Origin of the sequence: Luteibacter sp. 3190 (assembly GCF_031456385.1) — a bacterium.
Taxonomy (GTDB): Bacteria; Pseudomonadota; Gammaproteobacteria; order Xanthomonadales; family Rhodanobacteraceae; genus Luteibacter.
On the sequence record NZ_JAVDUO010000001.1, the window covers coordinates 55,202 to 80,269 of the forward strand.

Sequence of the window (25,068 nt, forward strand, 5' to 3'; positions counted from 1 at the left end):
CGCCCATGTCCCTTTCCGACCTCACCTCGCTTCCCGGCGTCACCGCGACGCCGGATGCCGCGACCCACGGCTACGTCTTCAACCACACGATGATCCGCGTGCGCGACCTCGACGTGTCGCTGGACTTCTACACGCGCGTGCTCGGCTTCACGCCGGTGTACCGGCACGTGTTCGAGGAGGCCGCGTTCACCATCGTCTACCTCGTGCTGCTGGGCGACCGCGCCGCGATTCCCGATGACGACGAAGCCCGCAAGGCGTGGGTGCTGCGCCAGCCGGGCGTGCTGGAGCTCACCCATAACCATGGCACCGAGAAGGAGCCCGTCACCCCGTACCACAACGGCAACAGCGAGCCGCGTGGCTTCGGCCACCTCTGCGTCAGCGTGCCGGACGTGAACGCGGCCTGCGCGCGGTTCGAGGAACTCGGCGTGACCTTCCAGAAGAAGCTGACGGACGGGCGGATGCGCCACATCGCCTTCATCCGCGATCCGGACGAGTACTGGATCGAGATCCTCCAGCCCACGCCGCTGGCCGGCTGACGACACGCCGATGCCGACGAACCTGCCGCCGGTCACCCGGAACCTGCTCATCGTCAACGTCGTGGTGTTCGCGTTGCAGTACCTGCTGCACGACCAGGACACGCTGTCGCTCACGCGCTGGTTCGCGCTGTGGCCGTTCGGCCACGACATCGCCGTCGACCTTGGCGGTGGCGACGTCGCCGGCATCGGCTTTCGTCCCTGGCAGCTGGTCACTTACGGCTTCATGCATGGCAACGTCATGCACATCGTGCTCAACATGTACGCGCTCTACATGTTCGGCGGCCTGATCGAGCGGGTGATGGGCACGCGCCGTTTCACCGTCTATTACTTCGCCTGCCTGATCGCGGCGGCGGTGGCGCAGCTGGCGGTGGTGTACCTCTTCGAGCCGGACCGCATGTACCCGACGGTCGGCGCCTCGGGTGCCGTGTTCGGCCTGCTGGGTGCGTTCGCGATGCTCTTCCCGCGCGAAAAGCTGATGCTGATCCCGATTCCCATCGGTATCCCGGCATGGCTCTTCGTCACCTTGTACGGCGTCGCCGAACTCGTCTTCGGCGTGACCGGCACCCTGTCCGGCGTGGCGCACTTCGCCCACCTTGGCGGGCTCGTGGCCGGACTGGTCCTGCTCTGGGCGTGGGGCGTCAGGCCGCCGCCACGCCACTGGTCCTGATCAGCGCAGCGCCAGGAAATCCGGGCTGACGACGAAGCGCACCGCGTCGAGTCGCAGCCGGGCTTCCGGAATGGCGGCGAGCAGCGCGTCGCGTTCGGCGGCGATCGCGTCGACCTCGTCATCGGAGATCGACGGGTTCACGGCGTGCAGCGCCACGAGGCGCGCGTGCTCGGCGTCGAGTTCGCGCCGCGCGGCGTCGAGCGCCTCGGCCTTGAGCACTTCCGCGCGCGCCTCGACGAGGTCCTGCGCCCGTTCGAGCATGGGCGGCACGAGCTTGGATAGGAACTTCCGGTAGCGCGGCACTTCGATGTTGCGGTCGGCGGCGCGGCGCAGCGCGACGTCGCTGGGGCGGAACTGCGCGCGCTCGGTCAGCTTCGTGTCCACCGTGAGCGTGAGCGGCGTGGCCGGCAGGAAGCGACCGGCGTCGAGCTTGCGGTCGGCCACCACCTCGAGGACGAACACCGTCTGCAGGAGCGCGGTGCGCACCGGCAGCGCGTCGTCGACGAGGAACGCGGCGTTGCCGTCCTCGCCCGAGACCAGCAGGTCGACGGCCGCGCCCACCATGGGATGGTCGAGGCGGAGCAGCGGCAGGTCTTCGCGCGCGAGCGCGATGTCGCGCGAGAACGTCACGGAGACCGGGCCGTCCGCGAAGCCGGGCAGGCCATCGGTGGACAGGTACTGCGGATCGAGCAGCACGATGCCGCGCGCGAGTTCTTCGGCGTGCACGCCGTAGGTTTCGAACAGGCGCTGGATGAAGGCGTCGCGCTTCGGATCGTCGTCCTCGGCGGCGAAGCTGCCGGCGAGGTCGCCCGCGTGCGGGTCGCGGCTGGCCGCGAGCTCGAGCAGGTGGTCGCGACCGGCGTGGATGAGCGCGGAGAGTTCCTCGTGCGCGCCGCGCGTCTCGGCGATCAGGGCATCGAGCTCCTGGTCGCGGTCGTCGTCCTCGCGGGCATGCTCGTCGGCGAGCGACGAAAGCAGGCTGCCGAAACGGCGCAGGAGTTCGCGGCCGTCGGCGGGGCTGCCGCGGAACGCGTCGAGGCCTTCGTCGTACCAGCGCGCGAGCACGTGCTGGGCGCTCTGGCCGACGAGCGGCACGTGGATGGTGATGTCGTGTTTCTGGCCGATGCGATCGAGGCGGCCGATGCGCTGTTCGAGCAGGTCCGGATCGAGCGGCAGGTCCCACATCACCAGGCGATGCGCGAACTGGAAGTTGCGGCCTTCGGAACCGATCTCGGAGCACAGCAGCAGGCGCGCGCCGTCGGGCTGGGCGAAGAAGGCGGCGTTGCGGTCGCGCTGCACGATGCCGAGGCCTTCGTGGAAGCGCGCCACGCCGACGCCGCTCTTCGTGCGTAGCGCGTCCTCGATCGCCATCACCTTGGCCTGGCTGCGGCAGAGCAGGAGGAACTTGTCGTTGGGATGGGCGTCGAGCAGGCCGATCAGCGCGGCGAGGCGCGGGTCGTTGGCATAGTCGAACTCGAGCGGCGCGGGCGGCTGCTGGATGTCCGAGCGGAACTCGGCGAGCAGCGCCTCGCGGCGGCCAGGCTCCAGCGTCGACGGATCGATCGCGATCAGGTCCGGCACGCGGCGCGGAAAGCCGCCGATGCCGGCGCGGCGATTGCGGAACATCGCCCGTCCGGTGCCGTGGCGGTCGATCAGCGCGGCGAGCAGGTCGTCGCCGGCGTCGTCGCGCGAGAGCAGGGCGGCCAGTTCGCGATCGCCCTTGAAGCGTTCGGCGAGCGTGGCTTTCTGCGTCGCGTCGAGCACGGAGCCGGCGGCCAGCGTGCTGGCGATGTCGGACAGTTCGGCGTAGCCCGCCGATTCGGCGAGATACGCGTCGAGGCTGGCGTAGCGCTGCGGGTCGAGCAGGCGCAGGCGGGCGAAGTGCCCGGCGCGGCCGAGCTGTTCCGGCGTGGCGGTGAGCAGGATCACGCCCGGCGTCGCCGCGGCGAGTTCCTCGACGAGGCGGTAACGCGGGCTGGCGCCTTCCGGCGTCCACTCGAGGTGATGCGCCTCGTCGACGACGATCAGGTCCCAGCCGGCCTCGGCCAGCTGCGCGGCGCGCTTCGGCGCCGACTCCAGGAACGCGAAGTCGGCGATGACGAGCTGTTCGTCCTCGAACGGATTGCGGCCGTCGTTGGCTTGCTCGATCGCTTCGCAGCGTTCCTCGTCGAAGATCGAGAACGAGAGGTTGAAGCGGCGCAGGAGTTCCACGAACCACTGGTAGACCAGCGTCTCGGGCAGCAGCACGAGCACGCGCCCAGCGCGGCCGGTGGCGAGCTGGCGCGCGAGGATCATGCCCGCCTCGATCGTCTTGCCGAGGCCGACCTCGTCCGCGAGCAGCACGCGCGGCGGGCGGCGGGCGGCCGCGATGCCGGCGACGCGCAGCTGGTGCGGCACCAGGCCGATGCGGGCGGATTCCAGGCCCCAGGCGGCGGAGCGGCGGGCGTCGGCACGGCGGCGCAGGGCGTCGACGCGCAGATCGAAGCGGTCGTTGGCGTCGGTGCGGCCGCCGATCAGGCGGTCGTCGGCCTGCGACAGCGCCTGCTCGTCGTCGAGCTGGCCCTCTTCGAGTTCGCGGCCTTCGCCGCGATAGACGAACAGGCCTTCGCGCTCCTCGATGCGTTCGACGAGAAAGGCCACGCCCTTGCCGGAGACCCGCTGGCCGGCACGGAATTCGGCGCGGATCAGCGGCGCGCTGTCGGTGGCGTACGGACGCAGGACGCCCGCCTTGGCGAACAGCACCTGCACGCTGCGTCCTTCGACGCGGAGAATGGTGCCGAGGCCGAGCTCGGGCTCGGCGGTGGAAATCCAGCGTTGACCGGGTTGGAACATGCTTTGGGGAAGCCAGACATCAGGGGGCGCCAATTATCCGCTCTCCAAGGCGCCCCTGCCTACCTCATGTTTCGGCCCAGCGCCTGAGCAGGTTGTGGTAAACGCCCGTCAATTGCAGGATCGCGGCCTGGTCGGCGCCGCTGGACGAGAGCGTGCGGATGGCCGCGTCCATCTCGAGCAGCAGCCGGCGCTCCCCGTCGTCGCGCACCATGCTCTGGATCCAGAAGAACGAGGCGACGCGGGCGCCGCGGGTCACGGGCGCGACGCGATGCAGGCTGGAGGAGGGGTAGACGATGGCGTCCCCCGCAGGGAGCTTCACCTCGTGTTCGCCGTACGTGTCGCTGACGATCAGCTCGCCGCCGTCGTAGTCGTCCGGCTCGCTCAGGAACACGGTGCAGGAGATGTCGCTGCGCACGTGCGTGTCGCCGGTGCCGGTGTGCATCACGGCGCCGTCGATGTGGAAACCGTATTCGCCGCCGCCTTCGTAGCGGTTGAAACGCGGCGAGATCGTGCGCAACGGCAGCACCGCCGCGTGGAACAGCGGATGGCGCCGCAGCGCCGCCAGCACGAGATCGCCCAGTTCGCGGCGCAGCGGCGACGCGTCGGGCAGCTGCAGGTTACGCTTGACCTTCGCGCCCTGCGGACCGACGGTCTCGCGACCGTCGGTCCAGTCCGCGCCGTCCAGGGCGAGGCGCATCCCGGCCACCTGGTCTTTGCTCAGGACGTCCGGGATGTGCATCAGCATGGCGGCGGTTCCTCGCTGGATCAGAAGCGGATGTTGGCCTGGAGCATCGCCGAGCGCGGCGTGGCCGGGGTGTAACGGTAGCCGCTCTTGTTGATCGCCGCGACGTATTCCTTGTCGAACAGGTTGTACACGTTGAGCTGGATGTCGACGTGGCGGTTGATCGGGTAGCTCGCCACCGCGTCGAACACCCAGTAGCTCTGCGTGTAGGCCGGGGTGCCGACCGCGCCGTCCGTGCCGCGCTGCAGTCCGCCCTGGTAGCGCGCACCGCCACCGACCGTGAGGTTGAACGGCAGGTGGTAGGTGGTCCAGGCCGTGAACGAACGCTTCGGCGTGTAGGCCAGGTCGTCGGAACCGTTGGCCGTGACGCCCGCACCCTTCTCGACGGTCGCGTCCTGCGTGGAGAAGCCGGCGCTGATCGCCCAGTTCTCGGTGATCTTGCCGATCGCGGTCAGTTCCACGCCCTGCACGCGCTTCTTGCCGATCTGGTAGTAGAGCAGGTCGGTCGGGTCCTGCACGAGCTCGTTGGTGACCGTGGTGCGATAGAGCGCCGCCGTCACCAGCAGCTTCGAATCCATCAGGTCCCACTTCGTGCCGACTTCGGCGGTGCGGGCCTTCTGCGCGTCGAAGCTGGGGTTGTCGGCGCTGTTGGCCGACGAGGACAGCGTCAGCGTGTTGCCCCCCGGCGGCTCCTGCGACTGCGCGAAGTTGACGTAGATGCTGCCGTTGGCCGCCGGCTTGTAGAGCACGCCCACCTTGTAGTTGAACAGGTTGTCGCTCTTCTTCGCGTCGACGCCCGGCACGATGCTGCCCGGACGCAGCGGGCCGCACACCGGACCGTTGCGCGCGCCGCAGACCACGAGGCTGCTGAAGTCGGTCTTGTAGTGGTCGAGGCGCACGCCGCCGTTGACCTGCCAGCTGTCGCCGAACTTCAGCGTGTCGAAGAAGTAGGCCGCCGCGGTGTTCGTCTTGCCGTCGCTGCGCGCGCCGGTCTCGCCGTAACGCAGGCCGCCCACGTGCGAGTACGGCTTGTACAGGTTCGCCGCCGGCCAGGTGCTGCCGGCGAGCGGCGCGATGCCGATCGTGTGGGCCTTCTCCTGCGTCAGCTCGATGCCGGCACTGATGTCCTGCGTGACCGCGCCCGACTCGATCGTGGCGGTGAGGTTGGTCTGGTTCGTGGCGATGCGGTTGGACTGGTGCTTGAACGTCGGGGAGCTGCGCGCGATGGTCCACGTCGACGGATCCGCCGGGTTCGGCGTGAGCAGGTTCGCCGTGGAACCCATGAACGAGGTCAGCAGGTAGTCCTGCGTCGTGCGGCCGATGCGCGAGGTGTTGTGCAGCGCGACCTTGTCGTTGAAGTCGTGCTCGACGATGACCGTGAACAGGTCCTGCGTGACGTGATCCTTGTCCTGCGTCGTGCCGTAGTAGTTGTCCTGGTCGACCTTCGGCGCGTCGTTGAGGAACGCGCGACGGTCCGGGCTGCTGTAACCGGGCAGGCCGATGGTGGGAATGCCGCCGTCGGGCACGTTGTTCTGCTTCACGTGCAGGTAGTCGAGGTAGACGCGCGTCGGCGTGCCGAGGCCGAACGCCAGCGACGGCGCGATGCCCCAGCGGTTGTTCTCGATCTGGTCGCGTCCGTAGACGCCGCTCTCCTGGCCGAGCACGTTGAGGCGGAACGCGCCGGTGTCGCCCATCTGGCGGTTGAGGTCGGCGGTCGCGCGGCGGCGCTGGCCGCTGCCGACCTGCACCGTGCCCGACACGCCGTTGCCGAGCACGGGCTGCTTGGTCACGAGGTTGATCGCGCCGGTCGGCGCGGTGCGGCCGTATTCCGTGCCGTCCGGACCCTTCGTGACCTCGACCTGCTCGATGTTGAACATGTCGCGCGACACGGTGCCGAGGTCGCGCGCGCCGTCGACGAAGATGCTGCCCGACGTATCGAAGCCGCGCATGTAGATCGCGTCGCCGGTGTTCGTCTGGCCGTTCTCGCCGACGTAGAACGTGCCCACGCCCGGGCTGTTGCGCAGCGCCTCGGTCAGCGTCGTCGCGCCCTGCTGCTGGATCAGTTCCTTGTTGATGACCTGGATCGACTGCGTCGTGTCGAGCAGCGACTGAGTGAACTTGGGCGACGAGACCTTTTCGACGCGGTAGTCGCTGGAGCGGTCGGCCTCCACCTGCATGCCGGGCAGCGCCTGCGCGTCGTTGACCTTGGCCTGCTGGGGCGGGGCCACGACATCGGCGGGCGCGTCGGTGGCGATCGCGCCGTGCGCGAGGGTCAGGAGGACGGCGGCACCGACGGTGCGCGCGGCAGGAGCGGCATGCTTGCGGCTCTTGATGAAGGCCATGGGATTCCCTTTGAGTCTGGACGAAAGATGGAACGGCCTTCGTTCGCGCACGCGCCTCCGCGGCACGCGGCGACGAAGCCACGCGGCGGGCAGGGGATCGGTTGGCTTCCCTGTGCGCGGTGCACGGGTACGGGACCCGTCTCGACCGGCATCGTAATCGTAATGAGAACGAGTTGCAATTACTCGGCCGCAAGGAAGCCGAGGATATGAAAAAGGCGCCGCACTCGCGTGCGGCGCCTTTTCCGTCATCGACGATGACGCGTTGCGATTACCAGATCTTCACCTGCTTGTCGGCGGCGCGGACCATGGTGGCACCCGGCTTGCACTGGAACGCCGTGGCGAACGATTCCATGTTCGACGGTGCGCCGATGGCGCGCAGCGAGGCCGGCGCGTGCGGATCGGTGTTGAGGTACAGCATCGCCTGCTTCTCGCGGACGCTGCCGCGCCACACGCGGGCCCAGTTGAGGAAGAAGCGCTGGTCCTGGGTGTAGCCGTCGATCTTCTCGGCGGCTTCCTTCGGATTCTTCTTCAGGGCTTCCTGCAGGGCGTCGTACGCGACGTTGAGGCCGCCGAGGTCGGCGATGTTCTCGCCGAGGGTCAGCTTGCCGTTGACGTGGAGGTCCGGCTTGTCCTTGATCGGCGCGTATTCGTTGAACTGCGCGACCAGCTTGCCCGCGCGCTCGTCGAACTTGGCGCGGTCGGCCTTCGTCCACCAGTTCTTGTTGTTGCCGTCGCCGTCGAACTGGCTGCCCTCGTCGTCGAAGCCGTGGCTGGCCTCATGACCGATGACCGCGCCGATGCCGCCGTAGTTGATCGCGTCGTCGCCGTTGGCGTCGAAGAACGGCGGCTGCAGGATCGCGGCCGGGAAGTTGATCGTGTTGTCGGTCGGGTTGTAGTACGCGTTGACCGTCTGCGGCGTCATGCCCCACTCGAGGCGGTCGGTCGGCTTGCCGATCTTGGCGATGTCGTAGTGGTAGTTGAACTTGCTGGCGGCTTCGACGTTGCCGAAGTAGTTCTCACCGTTGACGTCGAGGCCGGACCAGTCGCGCCACTTGTCGGGGTATCCGATCTTCGGCAGGAACGTGTTCCACTTCTGGATCGCCTTCTCCTTGGTCTCGGCGCTCATCCAGTCGAGGTTCTCGATGCGCGTCTTCAGCGCGTTGCGGACGTTGTCCACCAGCTCGTTGGCGCGCTGCTTGGCTTCCGGCTTGAACACCTTGGCGACGTACAGCTGGCCGAGCGCTTCGCCCATCGAGCTGTTCACCGTACCGAGCACGCGCTTCCAGCGCGGCTTCTGCTGCGGCTGGCCGGCGAGGGTCTTGCCGTAGAAGTCGAACTTGTTGTCCTGGAAGGTCTTGGACAGGTACGGCGACGCGCCGTCGATCGCGTGGAAGCGCAGGTAGGCCTGCCAGGTGGACACCGGCGTCGACGCCAGCATCTTGTCGAACTCCTTGAAGAACTTCGGCTGCGAGAGCGAGAAGCCCTTGTCGATCGTCACGCCCTGGGCGGCGAAGAACTTCTCCCAGTTGAAGTGCGGCGTGATCTTGTCGGCTTCGGCGACGGAGACGAAGTGGTACTGGTTCTCCGGCGCGCGCAGTTCGACCGGCGCGAGCGAGGCGGCGGCGAGCTGGGTCTCGAACTTCATGACCTCGTCCGCCTGCTTCGTGGCCTGGTCTTCCGGCACGCCGGCGAGCGTCAGGGTCTTCACGATGTAGGCGAGGTAGGCCTTGCGGTTATCGGCCTGCTTCGGGTCGGTGTAGTAGTCCTTGGTCGGCAGGCCGAGGCCATCCTGCTGGGCGTAGCCGATCTGCACCTTGGCGTTCTGGAAGTCGGCGCCGGCGCCGAAGCCGAACACGTAGCTGTTGCCGTCGTTGAAGCTGGCATCGAGGAAGTCGACGATGTCCTGCGGGGTCTTCAGCGCGTCGATCTTCGCCAGTTCCGGCTTGATCGGGTCGACGCCGGCCTTCTCGATGGCCGCTTCGTCCATGCCGGAGCGGTAGAGCAGGCCGATCTTCTGTTCGATCGAACCGGCCTGGGCGTTCGCCGCGCCCTTGTCCATCGCGTCGACGATGTCGTGCTGCGTGTTCAGGCTGTTCTCGGCGAGCTTGTCGAACGCGCCCCAGCGGGTGCGGTCGTCGGGGATCGGGTTGGCGGCCACCCACTTCGCATTGACGAAGCCGTTGAAGTCGGTGCACGCGTCGATGTTCGTGTCGAGCTCGGCCACGTCGAACGAGGGACCGGCCGGCGCGGCGGCCGCGGTACCGGCGGCCGCCGGCGCGGTGCTCGCGGGTGCCGGCGTGGTGGCGGCCGGCGCGGCGGTGTCGGCGTCGTCGTGCTTGCTGCACGCGGTGCCGGCGAGTGCGACGCCGAGCGCGAGTGCGAGCGGCTTCAGGTACTGCTTGGTCATGGATGTCCCTCGTGACTTGGTGGAAACGGCGCCCCCGGGCGCCGGTGGGGTCCGAGCATAGCCCTTGCGGCCCCGGCGCAGGGCCAACTGTGACGAAAGTCATGGTTGCCGATATTCCGCAAGAACTCGCGACGAATGTCCCCGAACCGTCATATCGGCTTCCTAGGCTTCGCGTGTCCGCATGACAGGGGATGCGGCTTCCCGTCCAGCCCGAAGAGCCAATCGAGGAGCATCCGTCATGCGTAAGTTACTGGCCGCAGGCATCGCCTGCGTGCTCACCCTTTCCGCCGCGTCGATCACGGCACAGCAGGTCGCGGGCGATACGCCGGACGACGGCGTGTCCGCGCTGGGCTTCGGCCACGGCCACGGCGGCCACGGCGACGATCCGCGCACGTCGACGCCGATCCGCCATCTCGTGGTGATCTTCCAGGAAAACGTGTCGTTCGATCATTACTTCGGCACCTATCCGTATGCCGAAAATCCGCACGGCGAGCCCGCGTTCTACGCGCGCCCGTTCACGCCGCCGGTCAACGGGCTGGACCGCCGCCTGCTGACGAAGAACCCGAACGCCACCAACAAGGACAACGGCGACGGCGCGATCAATCCCTTCCGTCTGACGCGCGCCCAAGCCGCGACGGCCGACCAGGACCACGGCTACACCTCCGAGCAGCGCGCGTTCAACGGCGGCCGCATGGACCTGTTCCCGCTCTACACGGGCCGCGGCGAGATGCTGCCGGGCGGTGATCCGTCGGAGGAGGGCAAGGGCCAGGTCATGGGCTATTACGACGGCAACACCGTCACCGCGCTGTGGAACTACGCGCAGCACTTCGCGATGAGCGACGCGAGCTACGGCACCACGTTCGGTCCGTCGACACCGGGTGCGGTCAACATGATCGCCGGCCAGACGGCGGGCGTGATCGACACGCTCAACGGCACGGGCGGCACGACGGACGACGGTAACGGTGGCCTGACGATGATCGGCGATCCCGATCCGATCGGCGACGTCTGCTCGTCGCCCACGGCGACGCAGGTGACGATGGGTGGCCGCAACATCGGCGACCTCCTCAACGAGCGCAAGGTGACCTGGGGCTGGTTCCAGGGCGGCTTCGACCTCACCCGCACGAACGCCGACGGCAGCAGCGGCTGCTCGCGGCGCACGCTGTCGAAGGTGACCAACAGCACGTCCAACGATTACAGCCCGCATCACCAGCCGTTCCAGTACTACCCGTCCACCGCGAACCCGACGCACGCGCGGCCGGCCTCGGTGGCGGCGATCGGCCACAGCGGCGACGCGGCCAACCACCAATACGACATGGAAGATTTCTACGACGCGCTCGACGCGGGCAATCTTCCGGCGGTGAGCTTCCTCAAGGCGGCGTCGTTCCAGGACGGCCACGGCGGCTACTCCGACCCGATCGACGAACAGGCGTTCGTGGTGCACGTGATGAACGCGCTGCAGCAGAGCGGCGAATGGCGCGATACGGCGGTCGTCATCGCGTACGACGACTCCGACGGCTGGTACGACCACCAGCAGCCGCCGCGCATGAACGCGTCGCAGGGCAGCACCGACGCGCTGGACGGTCGGGGCGTCTGCAAGGGCCACGGTACGTTGCCGGGCCTCGATGGCAAGACGCCGGCGCAGGGACGTTGCGGCTTCGGTCCGCGCCTGCCGCTGCTCGTGGTGTCGCCGTGGGCGCGCGAGAACATGGTGGACCACACGGTGACGGACCAGAGCTCGATCACGCGCTTCATCGAGGACAACTGGCTCGACGGCAAGCGCATCGGTGGCGGTTCGAGCGATGCCCACGCCGGTCGCCTCGACGGGATGTTCGACTTCTTCCTGCCGCGCCTGTTCGACCGCAAGCTGATCCTCGACGAGTCGACGGGCCAGCCGAAGCGCAACGGCGGATGGCCCTGGGCGGCCGGGAACGGTGGGCATGGTTGATCGCCGTCGGTTCCTGAAGACGGCGGGTTGGGCGGCCGCGGCGGGGTGGATCCCGTCGCGGCTGCTCGCGCACGACATGCACGCCATGCAGGCCGCGCCGGCAGGGCGCGTCGGCAACGATCTGTGCATGCACGCCATGGGCGACGTCACCCGCATGCCCGGTCTGGTCGATCCCGCGAAGCTCGCGCCGTTCGTCGATACGCTGCCCGTGCCGCCGGTGCTCGTTCCCGTGGCGGGCAAGCCGTTGCGCCTCCGCATGGCGGAGTCGACGCAGAGGCTGCATCGCGACCTGCCGCCGACACGATTGTGGACATACGGCGGGGCGTACCCCGGACCGACCATCGACGCGCGGAAGGGACAGGCGACGGAGGTGATCTGGGAGAACGCGCTGCCGGCGAAGCATTTCCTGCCCGTCGATCATGCGATCTGCGGCGCCGAGGCTGACAAGCCGGAGGTGCGGGCGATCGTCCACCTGCACGGCGCGCAGGTGCCGCGTGCCGACGACGGCTATCCGGAAGACTGGTACGTGCCCGGCAAATCGCGTCGTCACCGGTACCCGAACACCCAGGACGCCGCGACGCTCTGGTACCACGACCATGCGATGGGCATCAATCGGCTGAACATGTACGCGGGCTTGACGGGCCTTTACCTGCTGCGCGACGAGCACGAGCTCGGCCTCGGCCTGCCGGCGGGCGACCAGGAACTGCCGCTCGTGCTGGCGGACCGCCTGCTGCGCGAGGACGGCAGCCTCTATTACCCCGATTCCGGCGACGCGAACGCGCCGTGGGTGCCCGAGGTCTTCGGCAACCTCACGCTCGTCAACGGCGCGATCCTCCCTCGGGCCGACGTGCAGCCGCGGCGCTACCGTCTGCGCGTGCTCAACGCGTCGAACGGCCGCTTCTATCACCTGCGTTTCCGCGACGGCCGGCCGTTCCAGGCGATCGGCTCCGATCAAGGCCTGCTACCGGCGCCGGTGTCCATGCGGTCGATCTTCCTAGCGCCCGGCGAGCGGGCGGACCTCGTCGTCGACTTCGCAGCGTCGCGTGGCGGCGCGATCGAGCTGATGAACGACGCGCTCCCGCTCATGCGGTTCGCGGTGGGGCAGGGCGCGGTGCGCGACGACAGCCGCGTGCCGGACGTCCTGCGCGACGTTCCGCGTTTCACCGAGCGCGACGTGTCACGCTCGCGCGAACTCACCCTCGACGAATACAGCGACTGCGTCGCGACCCCGATGCTCATGCTGCTCGGCGGAAAGCGCTGGCACGATCCGGTGACGGAGACGGTGAAGCTCGGGACGACGGAGGCGTGGAACCTGGTGAACCTCACCGAGGATACGCACCCGATCCACCTGCACCTCGTCCGCTTCCAGATCCTCGACCGTCGTCCGTACGACGTCGACGAATACATGTCCTCGAAGACGCTGCGTTTCACGGGTCCGGCGCAGCCACCGCCGGCGCACGAGCGCGGGTGGAAGGACGTGGTGCAGGCGTACCCCGGCATGGTCACGCGCATCGTCGCGACCTTCGACGGTTACAAGGGCCGCTACGCCTGGCACTGCCACCTCGCGGAGCACGAGGCCAACGAGATGATGCGGCCGTTCGAGGTGGTGTAAGCCCGATCGTGGAATGCCCTCCTCGTAGGAGCGCGCCTTGCGCGCGACAGCTTTTCGCGAAAGAGCACGGGACCTGCTGCCCTGGCTTCAAAAGCTGTCGCGCGCAAGGCGCGCTCCTACGAGCCGCTAGCGGGCCCGCCGCAACGCCGCCGCATCCAGCCGCAGCACCGGGTAGGCCCCGACCTCCTGGGCCACGTACCACGGGCTGCGTTCGAAGAAGAACGACAGGCGCGCGCGCGGGTTCGCCGCGAACGCGGGATCGCTGCGCAGCTTCTCGTCGAAGGCGGTCTTGAGCGCGGGGTCCTTCGCGATCATGTCGCGGGCGAGCGCTTCCTGCACGCGTGGCTCGCCGTATTCCTTCGGTTCGAAGATCGCGTCGAGATAGCCCCAGCGCAGCATCGAATCCGGAGCGCGGGGGTCGAGCAGGTTCAGCGCGAGCACCGCATCGGTGTTGTCCGCGCGCACGATCACCGTGCCCGCCGGTAGCTCGACGGTCTCCGGCGTCGGCGTGATCGTCACGTCGCGCAGCAGGTGATGGCCCTCGAACGGCTTCTCGGCCCACCGGGGCTGCGTCAGGCGATCGCGCGACACCGGCACGCGGACGCCCGTGGTCGTGCGCGTGTACGCAATGCCGTGCGCGTCGAGCCGCTCGATGATCTGCGTCCATTGCTTTGGAATGGCCCAGGCCGCCGGCAAGGGCGCGGCGACATCGGGAAGCAGGCCGTTCCAGCTCTGGATCGCGTACGTCTTCTTCTTCGTAGGGTCGTAGCGCACCCAGGTGTCGCCGGAGATGTCGCTCGGCGTCTGCGTGAACGCGTAACCCTTGAGCGTGAAGGGTGTCGGCGTGGGATCCTCCTTGAAGGTGACGGGCAGCGTGGCGCCAGGCCGGGCGGCGAGCGACGCGGCCCACGCGTCGGCCTGCTTCGACGCCTCGAGCAGCGCGGCGGGCGAGGCGTCGACCGCGTCGAGCACGCTGCGCACGACATCGTAGGTGGCGCGGACGCGAACCTCGTACGACTTCAGCATGTGCGTTTCGATCAGCAGGCCGGCGCGATTGCGGATCGCCGCGTAGCCCGTGGAAAAGCGCGGTCCCGAGCCGAAGTTCTGGATGCCCTTGGTGATGTCACGGCCGTCGCGGAATTCGAGGTACGGGGAGGCGAGGTGGCCGAGCTTCTCGTAGCGCGGCATCACCTTGCCGGCGTAGGTCGCCTGTTGCCACGCGGCCACCGAAGGCGGCAGCTTGTGCGCGTCCTCGGCGTACCAGGTGAGGTCGTACTGGTAATCGGCGCCGTCGGTGGTGTGGATGTCGATGAGCAGGTCGGGCCGCCATGTGTTCCAGAGTTTCAGCCACGCGCGCGTCTCGGGCGCATCGGCCTTGACGTAGTCGCGGTTGAGGTTGAGGTACTGCGACTGGCCGCGGAATCCCATCTCTTCCGGCCCGTTCTGGTTGATGCGGAAGTACGGCCCCGAGTTCTCGTGCCCGTCGACGCTGTACACCGGAATGAACACGAGCACCGCATGGTCGAGCAGGTGGGGCAGGCGGCCGGTGGCGGCGAAGTCGCGCAGCAGCATCAGGCCCGCGTCCTTGCCTTCGATCTCTCCCGGGTGGATGCCCGCCTGCAACAGCACGATCGGCTTGCCGGCCGCGCGCGCCCGCTCGGGGGTCAGGTCGCCGTCCTTCGCGGCGACGACCACCGTCATCGGCCGGCCCTCGGGCGAGGTGCCGAAGGTCTCCACACGCAACGTGCCGTGCGACGCATCGGCCAGCTGGCGCAGGTACGCCTCGGTGTCGGCGTACGACGGCGTCGTGCGGAACCCGGACGCCTCGGCCGGCGTGATCCAGCTGTCCTTCGCATGAAGCGTGAACGGTGCGGCCGCGATCAGGCCAAGTAGGAGGCGTGCGGGGAACGTCGCAGGCATGGAACCATCCGTCGGAAGAATCCACCCATTGTGTGATTTTTTTCCCGTTGCCGCGAATGCGTCTAAGGAAGCGCTAAGCTCGGTGGCAGGATAATCGCCGCCGACGCAGCCTGGGGTTCCCGACTTGCACATCATCCTCGTGGAAGACGACGCGCAGCTCGGCGAGGCCATCCGGCGGGCGCTGGAGCGGCTTGCCTACACGATCAGCTGGTTCCGCGACGGTCGCGAGGCGCTGCTCGCCCTGCGCGACCACGAGGCCGACCTCGTGTTGCTCGATCTGGGCCTTCCCGGGAAGGACGGGCTCGACGTGCTGACCGAGGCGCGGCGGATGAGTGTCGCGACGCCGGTGATCGTGATGTCGGCGCGCGAGGCCGTGGACTCGCGCATCCGGGTACTCGACGCAGGGGCGGACGATTACCTCGTCAAGCCGTTCCACCTCGACGAGCTGGCGGCGCGCATCCGTTCGCTGACGCGGCGCGTGCGCGGGGCCGCGGTGAACAAGCTGGAGGCCGGCGCGCTGAGCCTGGATCTGGGCGCCTTCGAGTGCTACTGGCACGGCCAGCGTGTCGACCTGACACGCCGCGAGTTCGCGCTCCTGCAGGCGTTGATGGAGCGCTCGGGACGCATCGTCCGCCGCGAGTCGCTCGAAAATTCCCTTTACGGCCCCGATAGCGCGATGAGCACGAGCGCGCTCGAGGTGCTGGTGCATTCCCTGCGTCGGAAGCTCAGCCACGACGCGATCCAGACCGTCCGCGGCTTCGGCTACATGGTGCCGCGGGAACCGCGATGAAGCTTTCGAGCCTGCGCGCCCGCCTGCTCGTGCTGATCGTGCTCGTGCTGGTGGCGCTGCTGCTGCCGCTCGGTTTCCTCAGCGCGAAGCACACACTCGAGGAAGTCGACGAGCTGTCGGACGGGCGCCTGGCGCAGGCGGCACGAACGCTCGAGGTGCTCGTGGGGCGCGTCGGTGTTGAGCATCTGCGCGAGCACCATCTCGAGCGGCTGCTCGTGCCCAGCGTGTCGAACCACCCGCAGGAACTGACCGTGCAGGGCAGGACCTTCGAGTCCGAGGTCGGTTTCCAGGTGTTCGATCGCGACGGCACGCTACTCCTGGCGACCGAGAACCTGGCGGAGGTGCCCCCGACGCAGGTCGCCGACGGCGCGTTCGAAGACATCCACAAGGGCAAGTACCAGTGGCGGGTCTTCACGCTCGTGATGGAGCGCGAGGGCGTGGTGATCCGCGCCGGCGAGCGCTACGACAGCCGCAACGAGATCACGCGCGCGCTCTGGCTGGAGCATGGCCTGCCGGCGTTGCTGGGCTTGCCCCTGATGGCCTTCCTCGTCGGACTGGCCATCCGGCGCGGCCTGGCCCCGTTGGACACGCTCGCCGCCGCCCTGAGTCGGCGCGAGCCGGGTAGCCGGGAACCGGTCGATCTGCCGGACGCGCCGGAGGAGTTGCGTCCCGTGGTCACGGCGCTGAACCAGCAGATCGAGCGCCTCGAAGGCGCGCTGGAGCGTGAGCGCCACTTCAGCGCGGACGTGGCTCACGAGCTGAGGACGCCGCTGGCCTCCACCATGATCAATCTGGAGGACGCGATGGCCTCCGCGCGGCCGGACGAGGCGCACACGGCTCTCGAGGCCGCGCGCGAGTGTCTCGTGTCGCTGGCCCGGCGCACCGAGCAGCTGCTCGCGCTGGCCCGCCTGGAAGCGGGTGCGGCGGCCGGGCCGCGAAGCCCGGTCGACCTGACCCAGCTGGCGCTGGACGTCGTCGACGAAATGGCCACGGTCATCGGCGCCGGCCACGTCGAGCTGGGCGTCGAGCTTCCCGACACGCTGGTGATCGAGGGGTACGGCACCGCCCTGCGGGCGCTGCTGCGCAATCTCGTGGAGAACGCCTTCCGGCATGCCCCGGCGGGCGGCCACGTGCAGCTGTCGATCCGGCAGGAGGGCGAGCGGGCGCGCATCGAAGTGGCCGACGATGGCCCCGGCATTCCGCCCGAGCGGCGGGCGGCGATGTTCACCCGCTTCCAGCGGGGCGCCGATACCCAGGCCGGGGGCTACGGTCTGGGCCTGTCGATCGTGCAGCGGGCGGTCGAGCTACACGGGGCGTCCATCCGGCTCGGGGACCCGGAGACGGGTACCGGCCTCGTGGTCGTGGTCGACATCCCTTTGCTTCCGGGTGCGTAACCAATTCGTCCAAGCATCGTCACGTCCTTGGGCGCATCCTCCGGAGCCATTCCCCACGGAGCCGTCACGATGAAGAATCCCGAAGCGACCAAGAAACTGCGCAAGGCCGACCTGCGGACCCCGTCGGGTCTCAGCGCCGACGCGACCCGTGACATCGCCGCGGGCCTGAACACGCTGCTCGCCGATACCTTCGCGCTGTACCTGAAGACGAAGAACTTCCACTGGCACATGTCGGGCCCGCGCTTCCGCGACCTGCACCTGCTGCTGGACGACCAGTCGGACCAGATCTTCAAGATCACCGACGACATCGCCGAGCGCGCGCGCAAGATCGGCGGCACGACGATCCGCTCGATCGGCAACGTGTCGCGGCTGCAGCGCCTGTCCGACAACGACGCGGACTTCGTGACGCCGCAGGACATGATCGCCGAGCTGCGCGACGACAACGAGCGCTTCGTCGGCTTCATGCGCGAACTGCACGGCGTATGCGACGAGTACGGCGACGTCGCGACGGCCAGCTTCCTCGAGAACTGGATCGACGAAGGCGAGCGCCGCGTGTGGTTCCTCTTCGAGATCGCGCGCGAGCACTGAGCCCGCGAACCAATGGTGGGAGCGGACCTGGCCGCGACGGCTTTTCGCCGGGAGCAACAGGGCCCGCGAAGCCCTTGTGGGAGCGGGCCTGGCCGCGACGGCTTTTCGCTTCGAGCAACAGGGCCTGTTGCTTCTCGCGAAGAGCGGTCGCGGCCAGGTCCGCTCCTACAGTCAAGGCGGTCGCAGGCCGGCCTTACTTCTTCGGCGTGGCGATCGCGCCGATCAGATCCTTGCCTTCGCCGCGCACGAGGTGGGGATACTTCAGGCCGCCGTGGTAGTCGACCTTGACCGTGCGGTATTCCTCGATGTCCTTGATCAGGAACTCGATCGGCGCCGTCGTGGACTTCGCGGCGGTGACGGCGTCCTTCAGCACCTGGCCGGAGTAGTCCTTGCCATCGACGGCGACGATCGTCACGCCGGGCACGAGTCCCGCCTTCGCCGAGATGCCCTCCCATTGCGCGTCGGTCACCACGCCCTTGTCGGACACCTGGATGCCCAGCGAATAGGCGAAGTTCACCGTCTTGCGGATCTTCTCGGCCGTCTTCGCGAACGCGGTCGGCTTGTCGTCGTAGACGAGCTTCCAGCCGCCGCCTTCGATGCCGTGCTCGGGTAGCGTGTCGCCCGTGTAGTCGAGGCGCTGGCGCAGGAACGTGGCCCAGTCGTACGGCTGCACGCCGTTGAGCGTCGAGATGACGTCGTCGAACGTATAGGTCTTCGGCTTGTAGCTTCCGTTGTCCATCCCGAAGAACGCGCGGGCGAATTCATCCAGCGTGTGCTTGCCGCCGGAGAGGTCGCGGATCTTCGTGTCGACGTCGAGCCAGAGCAGCTGGCCTTCCGGGTAGTAATCGGAGCTCCGGCGCAGGTTGGTCCAGCCCGTCGTGCCGCGCGACGACAGCGGGATGCCATCCGCCGTGTCCTGCAGCGAGCGCCATTCGCGACCCGTGCGCGCGGACATGTCCGCGGCGATCCCGGCCAGCGAGTCGCGCCATTGTTCGGTGGTCCAGATGCCCGAACGCGCCGTCAGCACGCCGGCCCAGTAATCCGTCATGCCCTCGTACACCCAGAGCAGGTCGTCCTGCATCGGCTCGGTGAACGTCGGCGTCCACAGATCGGCGGGGCGACGGAACTTGCCGTTCCACGAATGGATGTACTCGTGCGGCAGCAGCGTTCCGGCCGCGGCGTTGGCATCGGGATCGGTCAGGAAGTTGGCGAAGAGCCGATCGTCGCTGGACTGATGGTGCTCCAGTCCGAAGTGTCCGGTGTGGTCGGACGTGACCAGCAGGAAGTCGTAGTGATCGTAGTGGTGCGCGCCGAACAGCTTGTTCGCCTGCACGATGAGCGCGCGCTGCTTCGCGATCTGATCTTCCGTCGCCTTGACGCCGGCCGCGGTGTCGCCGGTGATGTTGAGGTGCACCTGCGTCGGCTGGCCCGGCGCGAGGTCGATGCGGTTGAAGTACTTGCCGGTCATCACCGGCGAGTCGACCAGGTTCTCGAAGCTCACCGGCCTGAAGCCGACCTCGTCGCCCGACTGCGACGCCGTCTCGAGCGCGGAGGCGAATTTCCAGCCCGCCGGCAGCTTGAGCGTCGGCTGGACCGTGATCTGACTGGTGTAGTACCCGGCCGGATAGAAGGCCACTTCGTTGAACGACAGCGGGATGTAGTTAGGCGTCGCCGGCGCCAGGTAGTCGAACGTCAGGTCGAGCTTGTCCACGCCTTCGGGCACGTCGACGTGGAACGCGTACATCTCCTTCAGGTCGCGGCGCCAGGGAATGCGCTTGCCGTTGCCGGTGACGATGAAACCCGCCACGTTGGAGAGCGGGCCCGAGGGGGCGTGCACGCCCGGGATCCACTTCGGATAGTAGAGGATCGCGTGGCCGGGCTTGACCGGGATGCTCTCGCGCACGTGATAGAGATGTCGCGACGCGTCGGAAAGATCGACGTGCAGCGTGAGGTTGCCGGGGTAGGGCTGGTCCGCGGCCACCGGGAGGTCGGCGGCGCGTGCCTGGGGCACGGAAAGGGCCATCGCGGCCGCGACGGCGGCGGCGAGGGTGGCGCGGCGGAACGGATGGCGCATGGCTCGTATCCTGGCGGCGTGGGTAGCCTTCGATACTCGGCGCGGGTCCGCGGGTGGGCGTGTGCCAGAGGTCATGGCCGTTCCGACCGCGTTTGAAACGGGGGACTTCGCGCGCACCATGGCCGCCGCTAGCATGGCGCCCATGAAAGCAAGCACGCTACGGCGCGTCCTCAACGCATGGCCGCCCTTCCTCTTCGCCGGTATCCGGGTCGTCGAGTTCGACACCTACCGCTACGCGAAGGTGCGCCTGAAACTCGCCTGGTACAACCGCAACTACGTGCGCACGCAGTTCGGCGGCAACCTCTTCTCCATGACCGATCCGTTCTGGATGATCATGGTGCTGAAGAGCCTCGGCAACGACTACATCGTGTGGGACCAGGCAGGCGAGATCCGTTTCGTCGCGCCGGGGCGCGAGGCCGTCTACGCGGAGTTCCGCGTCGAGGACACCGTCCTCGACCAGTTGCGCGCCGCCACCGCGAACGGCGAGAAATGCCTGCGCTGGTTCGATACCGACATCCGCACGGCGTCCGGCGAGCTGGTGGCGACGGTACGCAAGCAGCTCTACGTCAGGCGCAAGCGGCCGAAGGCCTGAGGGCGCCGCTCAGAAGAGCAGCGACGCCATCTTGCGGCGGTAGGCGCCGACGAGCGCGGCGTCGTCGATGGTGGCGAACGCAGCGAGCAGCCGCTTCTTCGCCTGGCCGTCCTGCCAGTCGCGCTGGCGCTTCAGGATGTCGAGGAACTGGTCGAGGCCGGCGGCGGCGTCGCCTTCGATCAGCAGGCGGACACCGAGCAGGTCGCGCGCCTCCCAGTCGTTGTCGTCCGATTGCACGCGCTGGCGCAGTTCGGCCAGCGAGGGTGCGCCGGTGAGCGCGCGGGCGAGTTCGAGCTGGCTGCGCAGGCGGACCGCGCGGGCGTCGGTCGCGAGGTTGGCGGGCAGGGCATCCAGTTCGGCCTGGGCCGGACCGACGTGGCCGGCGCGCATCAGCGCCAGGGCGAGGTCGAGCTTCAGCTCCGGTCGCTCCGGTTCCGCGGCGATCGCCTGCTGGATACGGTTGATGGCGTCCTCGGGCGTCTCGGCGGGCGCGTCGACGTCGTCGGCGACCTCGCCACCTTCGGCCGCTTCGATACCGTTGCGGGCGAGGAACTCGCGGATCTGACCTTCCGGCAGCGCGCCGGCGAAACCGTCCGCCATCTGCCCGTCCTTGATCAGGATCACCGTCGGGATGCTGCGCACGCCGAACATCGCCGCGAGCTGCTGCTCGGCCTCGACGTCGATCTTGGCCAGGCGGAACGCGCCGTTGAACTCCCCGGCGAGCTTCTCGAGGATCGGGCCCAGGGTCTTGCAGGGGCCGCACCATTCGGCCCACAGGTCCACGAGGATCGGGGTCTGCAGGGAGGCCTGGATGACGTCGCTCTCGAACCCGGCCGTGGTCGCGTCGAAGACATGTTCACTGCGGGTCTGGGCGCTGCTCACGGGGGTGCTCCTGGCGAATGGGAATGCCCCGTAAGTCGGGGAAGACGGCGAGCTTATCAAGGGACGACGCCATTTTAGGAACAGTCCTACCCCGCTCGTCATGCGCCGTTTACGGGGATTTGCGATCATAGGGCGCGGGCCGTTGCGGCCGCGTACCGCTTGGAAGGCATGCACACAGCCCAGGATCTCATCGTCTGCGAACACTGCGACTCCGTCTACCGGAGGCGCACGCTCGCGCGTGGCGAAGTGGCCGACTGCGCCGTCTGCGGCGCGGTCCTCGACCGACACCAGTGGGTGAGCGTCGACGGGCAGTTCGCGCTGATCGTCACGGCCTTCATCGTGTTCGTGATCGCCAACGTGTCGCCCATCGTCACGCTGGGGCTGTCGGGGATGAGCGCCGCCACCACCCTCTGGGGCGCCGTGATCGCCATGTGGAACGACGGCGCCCAGATCGTCGCGTTCCTGAGCGCCATGACGTTGTTCTTCTTCCCGCTCAGCCAGATCCTCATCTTCGGCTGGGTGCTCTGGTTCGCCCGGTCCGGCCGCCGCGCGCCGTGGTTCGCGCAGGCGATGACGGCGCTGGTCAGCGTGAAGCCGTGGAGCATGATCGAGGTCTTCATGCTCGGCACCCTCGTGGCCGTCGTGAAGGCCCACACCTATTTCGACGTCGTGCCGGGCGCCGGCATCTGGGCGTTCGGGGTGCTCACGCTGCTGATCACGGTGTTCTCCAGCCTGGATCCGCGCGAGCTCTGGACCCTGACCCGCGAGGACAAGGCATGAAGGCCCCGCCGAGAGCCGTCGATCTGGGCATCATGGCCTGCCACGTCTGCCGCCTGGTCACCGCGTACACGGACGACCACCGTGCCCGCTGCCCGCGATGCGGCGCCGCGCTGCACGCGCGCAAGACCGGCAGCATCGCACGCGCCTGGGCGCTCCTTCTGGCCGCGGCGATGTTCTACATCCCGGCCAACGTGTTCCCGATCATGCGCACGCAGAGCCTGTCGTCCAAGGACGACAACACCATCCTGAGCGGCATCGTCGAGCTCTGGCGGGCCGGCTCGCCAGGGCTGGCGGCGATCGTCTTCACGGCGAGCATCATCGTGCCCATGCTCAAGTTCATCATCCTGGGCTACCTGCTGGTGTCGGTGCAGCGGTCGAGCGGCTACGTGGCCCGTCAGCGGACGAAGCTCTACCGCTTCGTCGAACTGGTCGGCTACTGGTCGATGCTCGACGTCTTCGTCGTCGCGATCCTCTCTGCCCTGGTGCATTTCAAGATTCTGAGTCGCGTCGAGCCGCTGCCCGGCGTGGTGTATTTCGGCATCGTCGTCGTGCTGACGATGCTTTCGGCCATGAGCTTCGATCCCCGGCTGATCTGGGACAACAGGAAGAAATCGCAATGAGCGACGCCAACGCAGGAAACACGCCGCCGCAGGACGACGACCTGCCCCAGCCGGTGGTGCGGAAATCCAAACTCGGCTTCTCGCTGATCTGGCTGGTGCCGATCGTCGCCGCGCTGGTGGGCATCTCGCTGCTGGTCAACCACGTGATGTCGGCCGGCCCGAAGATCACGGTCACGTTCCAGACCGCCGAGGGCATCGAGGCGAACAAGACCCAGGTCAAGTACAAGAACGTGGTGATCGGCAAGGTCACCACCATGCGCCTGTCGAAGGACCGCAGCCACATCAGCGTGGCGATCGAGCTCGACAAGGACGCCCGCGCATTCGCCACCAAGGGCACGCGCTACTGGGTGGTCCGTCCGCGCATCGGCGCCAGTGGCGTGTCGGGCATCGACACCCTCCTTTCCGGCGCCTTCATCGGTGCGGACGCCGGCGATTCCGACGAGGACCAGTCCGACTTCACGGGGCTCGAGGCGCCGCCGGCGGTGACGCACGGCGCGCCGGGGCGCCGCTTCGTGCTGCACGCCGGCGACCTCGGCTCGCTGGATATCGGCTCGCCCGTTTATTACCGCCGCATCCAGGTGGGACGCATCGTCTCGTATCAGCTCGACAAGGACGGCAAGGGCGTGTCCCTTCAGCTGTTCGTCGACGGCCCGAACGACCGCTTCGTCACCAAGGACACGCGGTTCTGGAATGCCAGCGGTGTCGACGTCTCGCTGGGTGCCGACGGCCTGAAGCTCAACACCCAGTCGATCGCGACCGTGATCGCCGGCGGCGTCGCCTTCCAGGATCCCCCGGGCCCGCACGAGGAGGCCCCTGCGGCCGAGATGGCCGAATACACCCTGTTCGGCGACCAGACGACGGCGCTCGCGCCACCCGACGGCAAGCCGCGCTACATCCGCATGCGCTTCGAGCATTCGTTGCGTGGCCTCGCCGTCGACGCGCCGGTGGAGCTGCTGGGCATGAAGGTGGGTCGCGTCGTGTCGGTCAACCTCGACTACGACCCGGTCACGAAGAAGTTCCCCGTGATCGTCGGCGCGCTCGTCTATCCGCAGCGTCTCGGCCAGGCCCACGAGAAGCTGGCCAAGGCCGTCGGCGGGCCGGACGACGACAGCATGTTCCCGCGCATCATGAGCGGGCTCGTCGCCCATGGCCTGCGTGCGCAGGCCCGCAGCGGCAACCTGCTCACGGGGCAGCTCTACATCGCGCTCGACTTCGATCCGAAGGCGCCGAAGGTGGCGTTCGACGCCAGCGCGAAGCCGGTCGAGATCCCGACGACGGCGGGCGACTTCGACCATCTGCAGGAACAGATCTCCAGCATCGTCGATAAGGTCGAGAAGATTCCGTTCGATTCGATCGGACGCAACCTCGACGGCAGCCTGAAGGAACTGCAGGGCACGCTGAAGAACGTGAACACCGAGATCCTGCCCGAGGCGAAGAAGACGCTCCAGGGCGTGAACCAGACCGTGGGCACGGCCAACGACGCGCTGTCCGAGAACTCGCCGTTGCAGCAGAACATCGCCAACACGCTGGAAGAACTGCAGCGCACCGTGCGCTCGGTCCGTGCGTTCACCGATTACCTCGGCCGGCATCCGGAAGCGCTGCTGCGCGGCCGCGGCAGCGACGCGCCGCCGAAGATCAGCACCCCGTCCCCGAAGCAGGGCAAGGAAGAACAGCCATGATCCAGACCCTTCGCCTCGCCGGCGTTTCCCTCCTGCTCGCCGGTCTCGCGGCGTGCGCCTCGGCGCCGACGCATTTCCACACGCTGATCCCGCCGTCGGCGCCGCTGGCGGGCGCGACCGCGCCCTTCGTGATCGACGTGCTGCCGGTGAACGTCCCGCCGCAGGTCGACCAGCCCTCGCTGGTGTTGCGCCAGGGCGCCAGCGGCATCGCGGTGCTCGACGGCGAGCGCTGGGCGTCGCCGCTCGGCGACGAGATTCGCGGCGCGTTGTCCGCCGATCTCTCGGCTCGGCTCGGCACCCACGACGTCCATGGTCTGCCACGGGCGAAGGACGCCAGGGTCGTTCGCGTGCAGCTCGACGTCCGCCGCTTCGATTCCGAAGTGGGTGGCGAGGCGACGCTGGAAGCGTCGTGGGCCGTCCGTGGCGCCGACCAGGCGGCGACGTGCGCCTCCCGCGTGGCGGAGCCGGCGGGCGGCAGCTACCAGAGCCTCGTCGACGCCCACCAGCGTGCGCTGGGGAAGGTGGCCGACCAGGTGGCGGCCGCCGCGCGGGCGGTCGCCGCCGGCCAGCCGGCCACCTGCGGCGCGCCGCGGTAACGCGCCCAAGGCTTGGCCCGTATGCCCTTCGTGGGATAGTCTCCCGCGATTGAGCGCCGCGTTTTTCGCG

19 protein-coding genes are annotated in these 25,068 nt (G+C 68.3%); 12 read left to right on the forward strand and 7 right to left on the reverse strand.

Going from position 1 to position 25,068, the window contains the following annotated elements; all coding sequences use genetic code 11:
• Nucleotides 1-5: 5 nt before the first annotated feature.
• Both gloA and J2X58_RS00320 read left to right on the forward strand, forming a co-directional pair.
• Nucleotides 6-536 carry a lactoylglutathione lyase gene (gene gloA, locus J2X58_RS00315; protein ID WP_090054916.1) on the forward strand — a complete coding sequence of 177 codons (531 nt, stop codon included), beginning with the start codon at nucleotides 6-8 and terminating at the stop codon, nucleotides 534-536.
• A gap of 10 nt (nucleotides 537-546) precedes the next feature.
• On the forward strand, nucleotides 547-1,203 hold the full coding sequence (locus J2X58_RS00320; protein ID WP_310045831.1) for a rhomboid family intramembrane serine protease: 657 nt from the start codon (nucleotides 547-549) through the stop codon (nucleotides 1,201-1,203).
• Here J2X58_RS00320 and rapA read toward each other — a convergent pair whose 3' ends face one another.
• The 4 genes from rapA to J2X58_RS00340 all read right to left on the reverse strand — a co-directional run bounded on the left by rapA (nucleotide 1,204) and on the right by J2X58_RS00340 (nucleotide 9,526).
• Nucleotides 1,204-4,035 carry an RNA polymerase-associated protein RapA gene (gene rapA, locus J2X58_RS00325; RefSeq protein WP_310045832.1) on the reverse strand — a complete coding sequence of 944 codons (2,832 nt, stop codon included), beginning with the start codon at nucleotides 4,033-4,035 and terminating at the stop codon, nucleotides 1,204-1,206.
• A gap of 64 nt (nucleotides 4,036-4,099) precedes the next feature.
• Nucleotides 4,100-4,780, reverse strand: coding sequence for a Fe2+-dependent dioxygenase (locus J2X58_RS00330; protein WP_310045834.1), 681 nt, complete (start codon nucleotides 4,778-4,780; stop codon nucleotides 4,100-4,102).
• A 20-nt stretch (nucleotides 4,781-4,800) separates the two neighbouring features.
• The gene (locus tag J2X58_RS00335) at nucleotides 4,801-7,119 is read right to left on the reverse strand and encodes a catecholate siderophore receptor Fiu (RefSeq protein ID WP_310045835.1); all 2,319 of its coding nucleotides are present in this window, start codon (nucleotides 7,117-7,119) and stop codon (nucleotides 4,801-4,803) included.
• Nucleotides 7,120-7,387: 268 nt separating this feature from the next.
• Nucleotides 7,388-9,526, reverse strand: coding sequence for a M13 family metallopeptidase (locus J2X58_RS00340; protein WP_310045837.1), 2,139 nt, complete (start codon nucleotides 9,524-9,526; stop codon nucleotides 7,388-7,390).
• A gap of 238 nt (nucleotides 9,527-9,764) precedes the next feature.
• Here J2X58_RS00340 and J2X58_RS00345 point away from each other — a divergent pair, with 238 nt between their 5' ends.
• Both J2X58_RS00345 and J2X58_RS00350 read left to right on the forward strand, forming a co-directional pair.
• Nucleotides 9,765-11,471: an alkaline phosphatase family protein gene (locus J2X58_RS00345; RefSeq protein ID WP_310045839.1), complete on the forward strand. Its 1,707-nt coding sequence runs from the start codon at nucleotides 9,765-9,767 to the stop codon at nucleotides 11,469-11,471.
• Nucleotides 11,464-13,083, forward strand: a complete 1,620-nt coding sequence (locus J2X58_RS00350) for a multicopper oxidase domain-containing protein (protein WP_310045840.1) — start codon at nucleotides 11,464-11,466, stop codon at nucleotides 13,081-13,083. The genes J2X58_RS00345 and J2X58_RS00350 overlap by 8 nt, the downstream gene beginning before the upstream one ends.
• Before the next feature lie 126 nt (nucleotides 13,084-13,209).
• Here the strand turns inward: J2X58_RS00350 and J2X58_RS00355 are convergent, their stop codons facing one another.
• Nucleotides 13,210-15,003, reverse strand: coding sequence for a M14 family metallopeptidase (locus tag J2X58_RS00355; protein WP_310045841.1), 1,794 nt, complete (start codon nucleotides 15,001-15,003; stop codon nucleotides 13,210-13,212).
• A 124-nt stretch (nucleotides 15,004-15,127) separates the two neighbouring features.
• On the opposite strand from J2X58_RS00355, the gene J2X58_RS00360 reads away from it, so the two are divergent.
• The 3 genes from J2X58_RS00360 (at nucleotide 15,128) to J2X58_RS00370 (ending at nucleotide 17,775) form a co-directional block, all read left to right on the forward strand.
• Nucleotides 15,128-15,793 carry a response regulator gene (locus J2X58_RS00360; protein WP_090054888.1) on the forward strand — a complete coding sequence of 222 codons (666 nt, stop codon included), beginning with the start codon at nucleotides 15,128-15,130 and terminating at the stop codon, nucleotides 15,791-15,793.
• A complete protein-coding gene (locus J2X58_RS00365) occupies nucleotides 15,790-17,187 on the forward strand; it encodes an ATP-binding protein (protein WP_310045843.1) in 1,398 nt (465 codons plus the stop codon). The genes J2X58_RS00360 and J2X58_RS00365 overlap by 4 nt, the downstream gene beginning before the upstream one ends.
• A gap of 69 nt (nucleotides 17,188-17,256) precedes the next feature.
• Nucleotides 17,257-17,775, forward strand: a complete 519-nt coding sequence (locus J2X58_RS00370) for a DNA starvation/stationary phase protection protein (RefSeq protein WP_090054886.1) — start codon at nucleotides 17,257-17,259, stop codon at nucleotides 17,773-17,775.
• 193 nt (nucleotides 17,776-17,968) lie between these two features.
• Here the strand turns inward: J2X58_RS00370 and J2X58_RS00375 are convergent, their stop codons facing one another.
• Complete coding sequence (locus tag J2X58_RS00375; RefSeq protein ID WP_310045844.1) at nucleotides 17,969-19,849, reverse strand: M61 family peptidase; 1,881 nt, start codon at nucleotides 19,847-19,849, stop codon at nucleotides 17,969-17,971.
• A 142-nt stretch (nucleotides 19,850-19,991) separates the two neighbouring features.
• Here J2X58_RS00375 and J2X58_RS00380 point away from each other — a divergent pair, with 142 nt between their 5' ends.
• Entirely contained in the window at nucleotides 19,992-20,441 is a 450-nt protein-coding gene (locus J2X58_RS00380; RefSeq protein WP_310045846.1) for a DUF4442 domain-containing protein, read from the forward strand.
• Between the two features lie 9 nt (nucleotides 20,442-20,450).
• Here J2X58_RS00380 and trxA read toward each other — a convergent pair whose 3' ends face one another.
• Nucleotides 20,451-21,323, reverse strand: a complete 873-nt coding sequence (gene trxA / locus J2X58_RS00385) for a thioredoxin (RefSeq protein ID WP_310045848.1) — start codon at nucleotides 21,321-21,323, stop codon at nucleotides 20,451-20,453.
• A 168-nt stretch (nucleotides 21,324-21,491) separates the two neighbouring features.
• Here trxA and J2X58_RS00390 point away from each other — a divergent pair, with 168 nt between their 5' ends.
• The 4 genes from J2X58_RS00390 to J2X58_RS00405 are packed head-to-tail and all read left to right on the forward strand — an operon-like array spanning nucleotide 21,492 to nucleotide 24,998.
• Nucleotides 21,492-22,103 carry a paraquat-inducible protein A gene (locus tag J2X58_RS00390; protein WP_310045849.1) on the forward strand — a complete coding sequence of 204 codons (612 nt, stop codon included), beginning with the start codon at nucleotides 21,492-21,494 and terminating at the stop codon, nucleotides 22,101-22,103.
• Nucleotides 22,100-22,723, forward strand: coding sequence for a paraquat-inducible protein A (locus J2X58_RS00395; RefSeq protein WP_090054879.1), 624 nt, complete (start codon nucleotides 22,100-22,102; stop codon nucleotides 22,721-22,723). The genes J2X58_RS00390 and J2X58_RS00395 overlap by 4 nt, the downstream gene beginning before the upstream one ends.
• Entirely contained in the window at nucleotides 22,720-24,402 is a 1,683-nt protein-coding gene (locus J2X58_RS00400) for an MlaD family protein (RefSeq protein WP_090178347.1), read from the forward strand. Before J2X58_RS00395 ends, J2X58_RS00400 begins: the two co-directional genes overlap by 4 nt.
• Complete coding sequence (locus J2X58_RS00405; RefSeq protein ID WP_090054876.1) at nucleotides 24,399-24,998, forward strand: PqiC family protein; 600 nt, start codon at nucleotides 24,399-24,401, stop codon at nucleotides 24,996-24,998. The genes J2X58_RS00400 and J2X58_RS00405 overlap by 4 nt, the downstream gene beginning before the upstream one ends.
• The last annotated feature ends 70 nt before the right edge of the window (nucleotides 24,999-25,068 follow it).

Bases quoted from the DNA above. Each gene is read 5' to 3' on its own strand.
- J2X58_RS00345 (WP_310045839.1), top strand. From the start codon at position 9,765: ATGCGTAAGTTACTGGCCGCAGGCATCGCCTGCGTGCTCACCCTTTCC.
- J2X58_RS00380 (WP_310045846.1), top strand. From the start codon at position 19,992: ATGAAAGCAAGCACGCTACGGCGCGTCCTCAACGCATGGCCGCCCTTC.
- J2X58_RS00395 (WP_090054879.1), top strand. From the start codon at position 22,100: ATGAAGGCCCCGCCGAGAGCCGTCGATCTGGGCATCATGGCCTGCCAC.
- J2X58_RS00365 (WP_310045843.1), top strand. From the start codon at position 15,790: ATGAAGCTTTCGAGCCTGCGCGCCCGCCTGCTCGTGCTGATCGTGCTC.
- J2X58_RS00400 (WP_090178347.1), top strand. From the start codon at position 22,720: ATGAGCGACGCCAACGCAGGAAACACGCCGCCGCAGGACGACGACCTG.
- J2X58_RS00405 (WP_090054876.1), top strand. From the start codon at position 24,399: ATGATCCAGACCCTTCGCCTCGCCGGCGTTTCCCTCCTGCTCGCCGGT.
- rapA (WP_310045832.1), bottom strand. From the start codon at position 4,035: ATGTTCCAACCCGGTCAACGCTGGATTTCCACCGCCGAGCCCGAGCTC.
- J2X58_RS00335 (WP_310045835.1), bottom strand. From the start codon at position 7,119: ATGGCCTTCATCAAGAGCCGCAAGCATGCCGCTCCTGCCGCGCGCACC.
- J2X58_RS00370 (WP_090054886.1), top strand. From the start codon at position 17,257: ATGAAGAATCCCGAAGCGACCAAGAAACTGCGCAAGGCCGACCTGCGG.
- J2X58_RS00340 (WP_310045837.1), bottom strand. From the start codon at position 9,526: ATGACCAAGCAGTACCTGAAGCCGCTCGCACTCGCGCTCGGCGTCGCA.
- gloA (WP_090054916.1), top strand. From the start codon at position 6: ATGTCCCTTTCCGACCTCACCTCGCTTCCCGGCGTCACCGCGACGCCG.
- J2X58_RS00350 (WP_310045840.1), top strand. From the start codon at position 11,464: ATGGTTGATCGCCGTCGGTTCCTGAAGACGGCGGGTTGGGCGGCCGCG.
- J2X58_RS00330 (WP_310045834.1), bottom strand. From the start codon at position 4,780: ATGCTGATGCACATCCCGGACGTCCTGAGCAAAGACCAGGTGGCCGGG.
- J2X58_RS00355 (WP_310045841.1), bottom strand. From the start codon at position 15,003: ATGCCTGCGACGTTCCCCGCACGCCTCCTACTTGGCCTGATCGCGGCC.
- J2X58_RS00390 (WP_310045849.1), top strand. From the start codon at position 21,492: ATGCACACAGCCCAGGATCTCATCGTCTGCGAACACTGCGACTCCGTC.
- J2X58_RS00375 (WP_310045844.1), bottom strand. From the start codon at position 19,849: ATGCGCCATCCGTTCCGCCGCGCCACCCTCGCCGCCGCCGTCGCGGCC.
- J2X58_RS00320 (WP_310045831.1), top strand. From the start codon at position 547: ATGCCGACGAACCTGCCGCCGGTCACCCGGAACCTGCTCATCGTCAAC.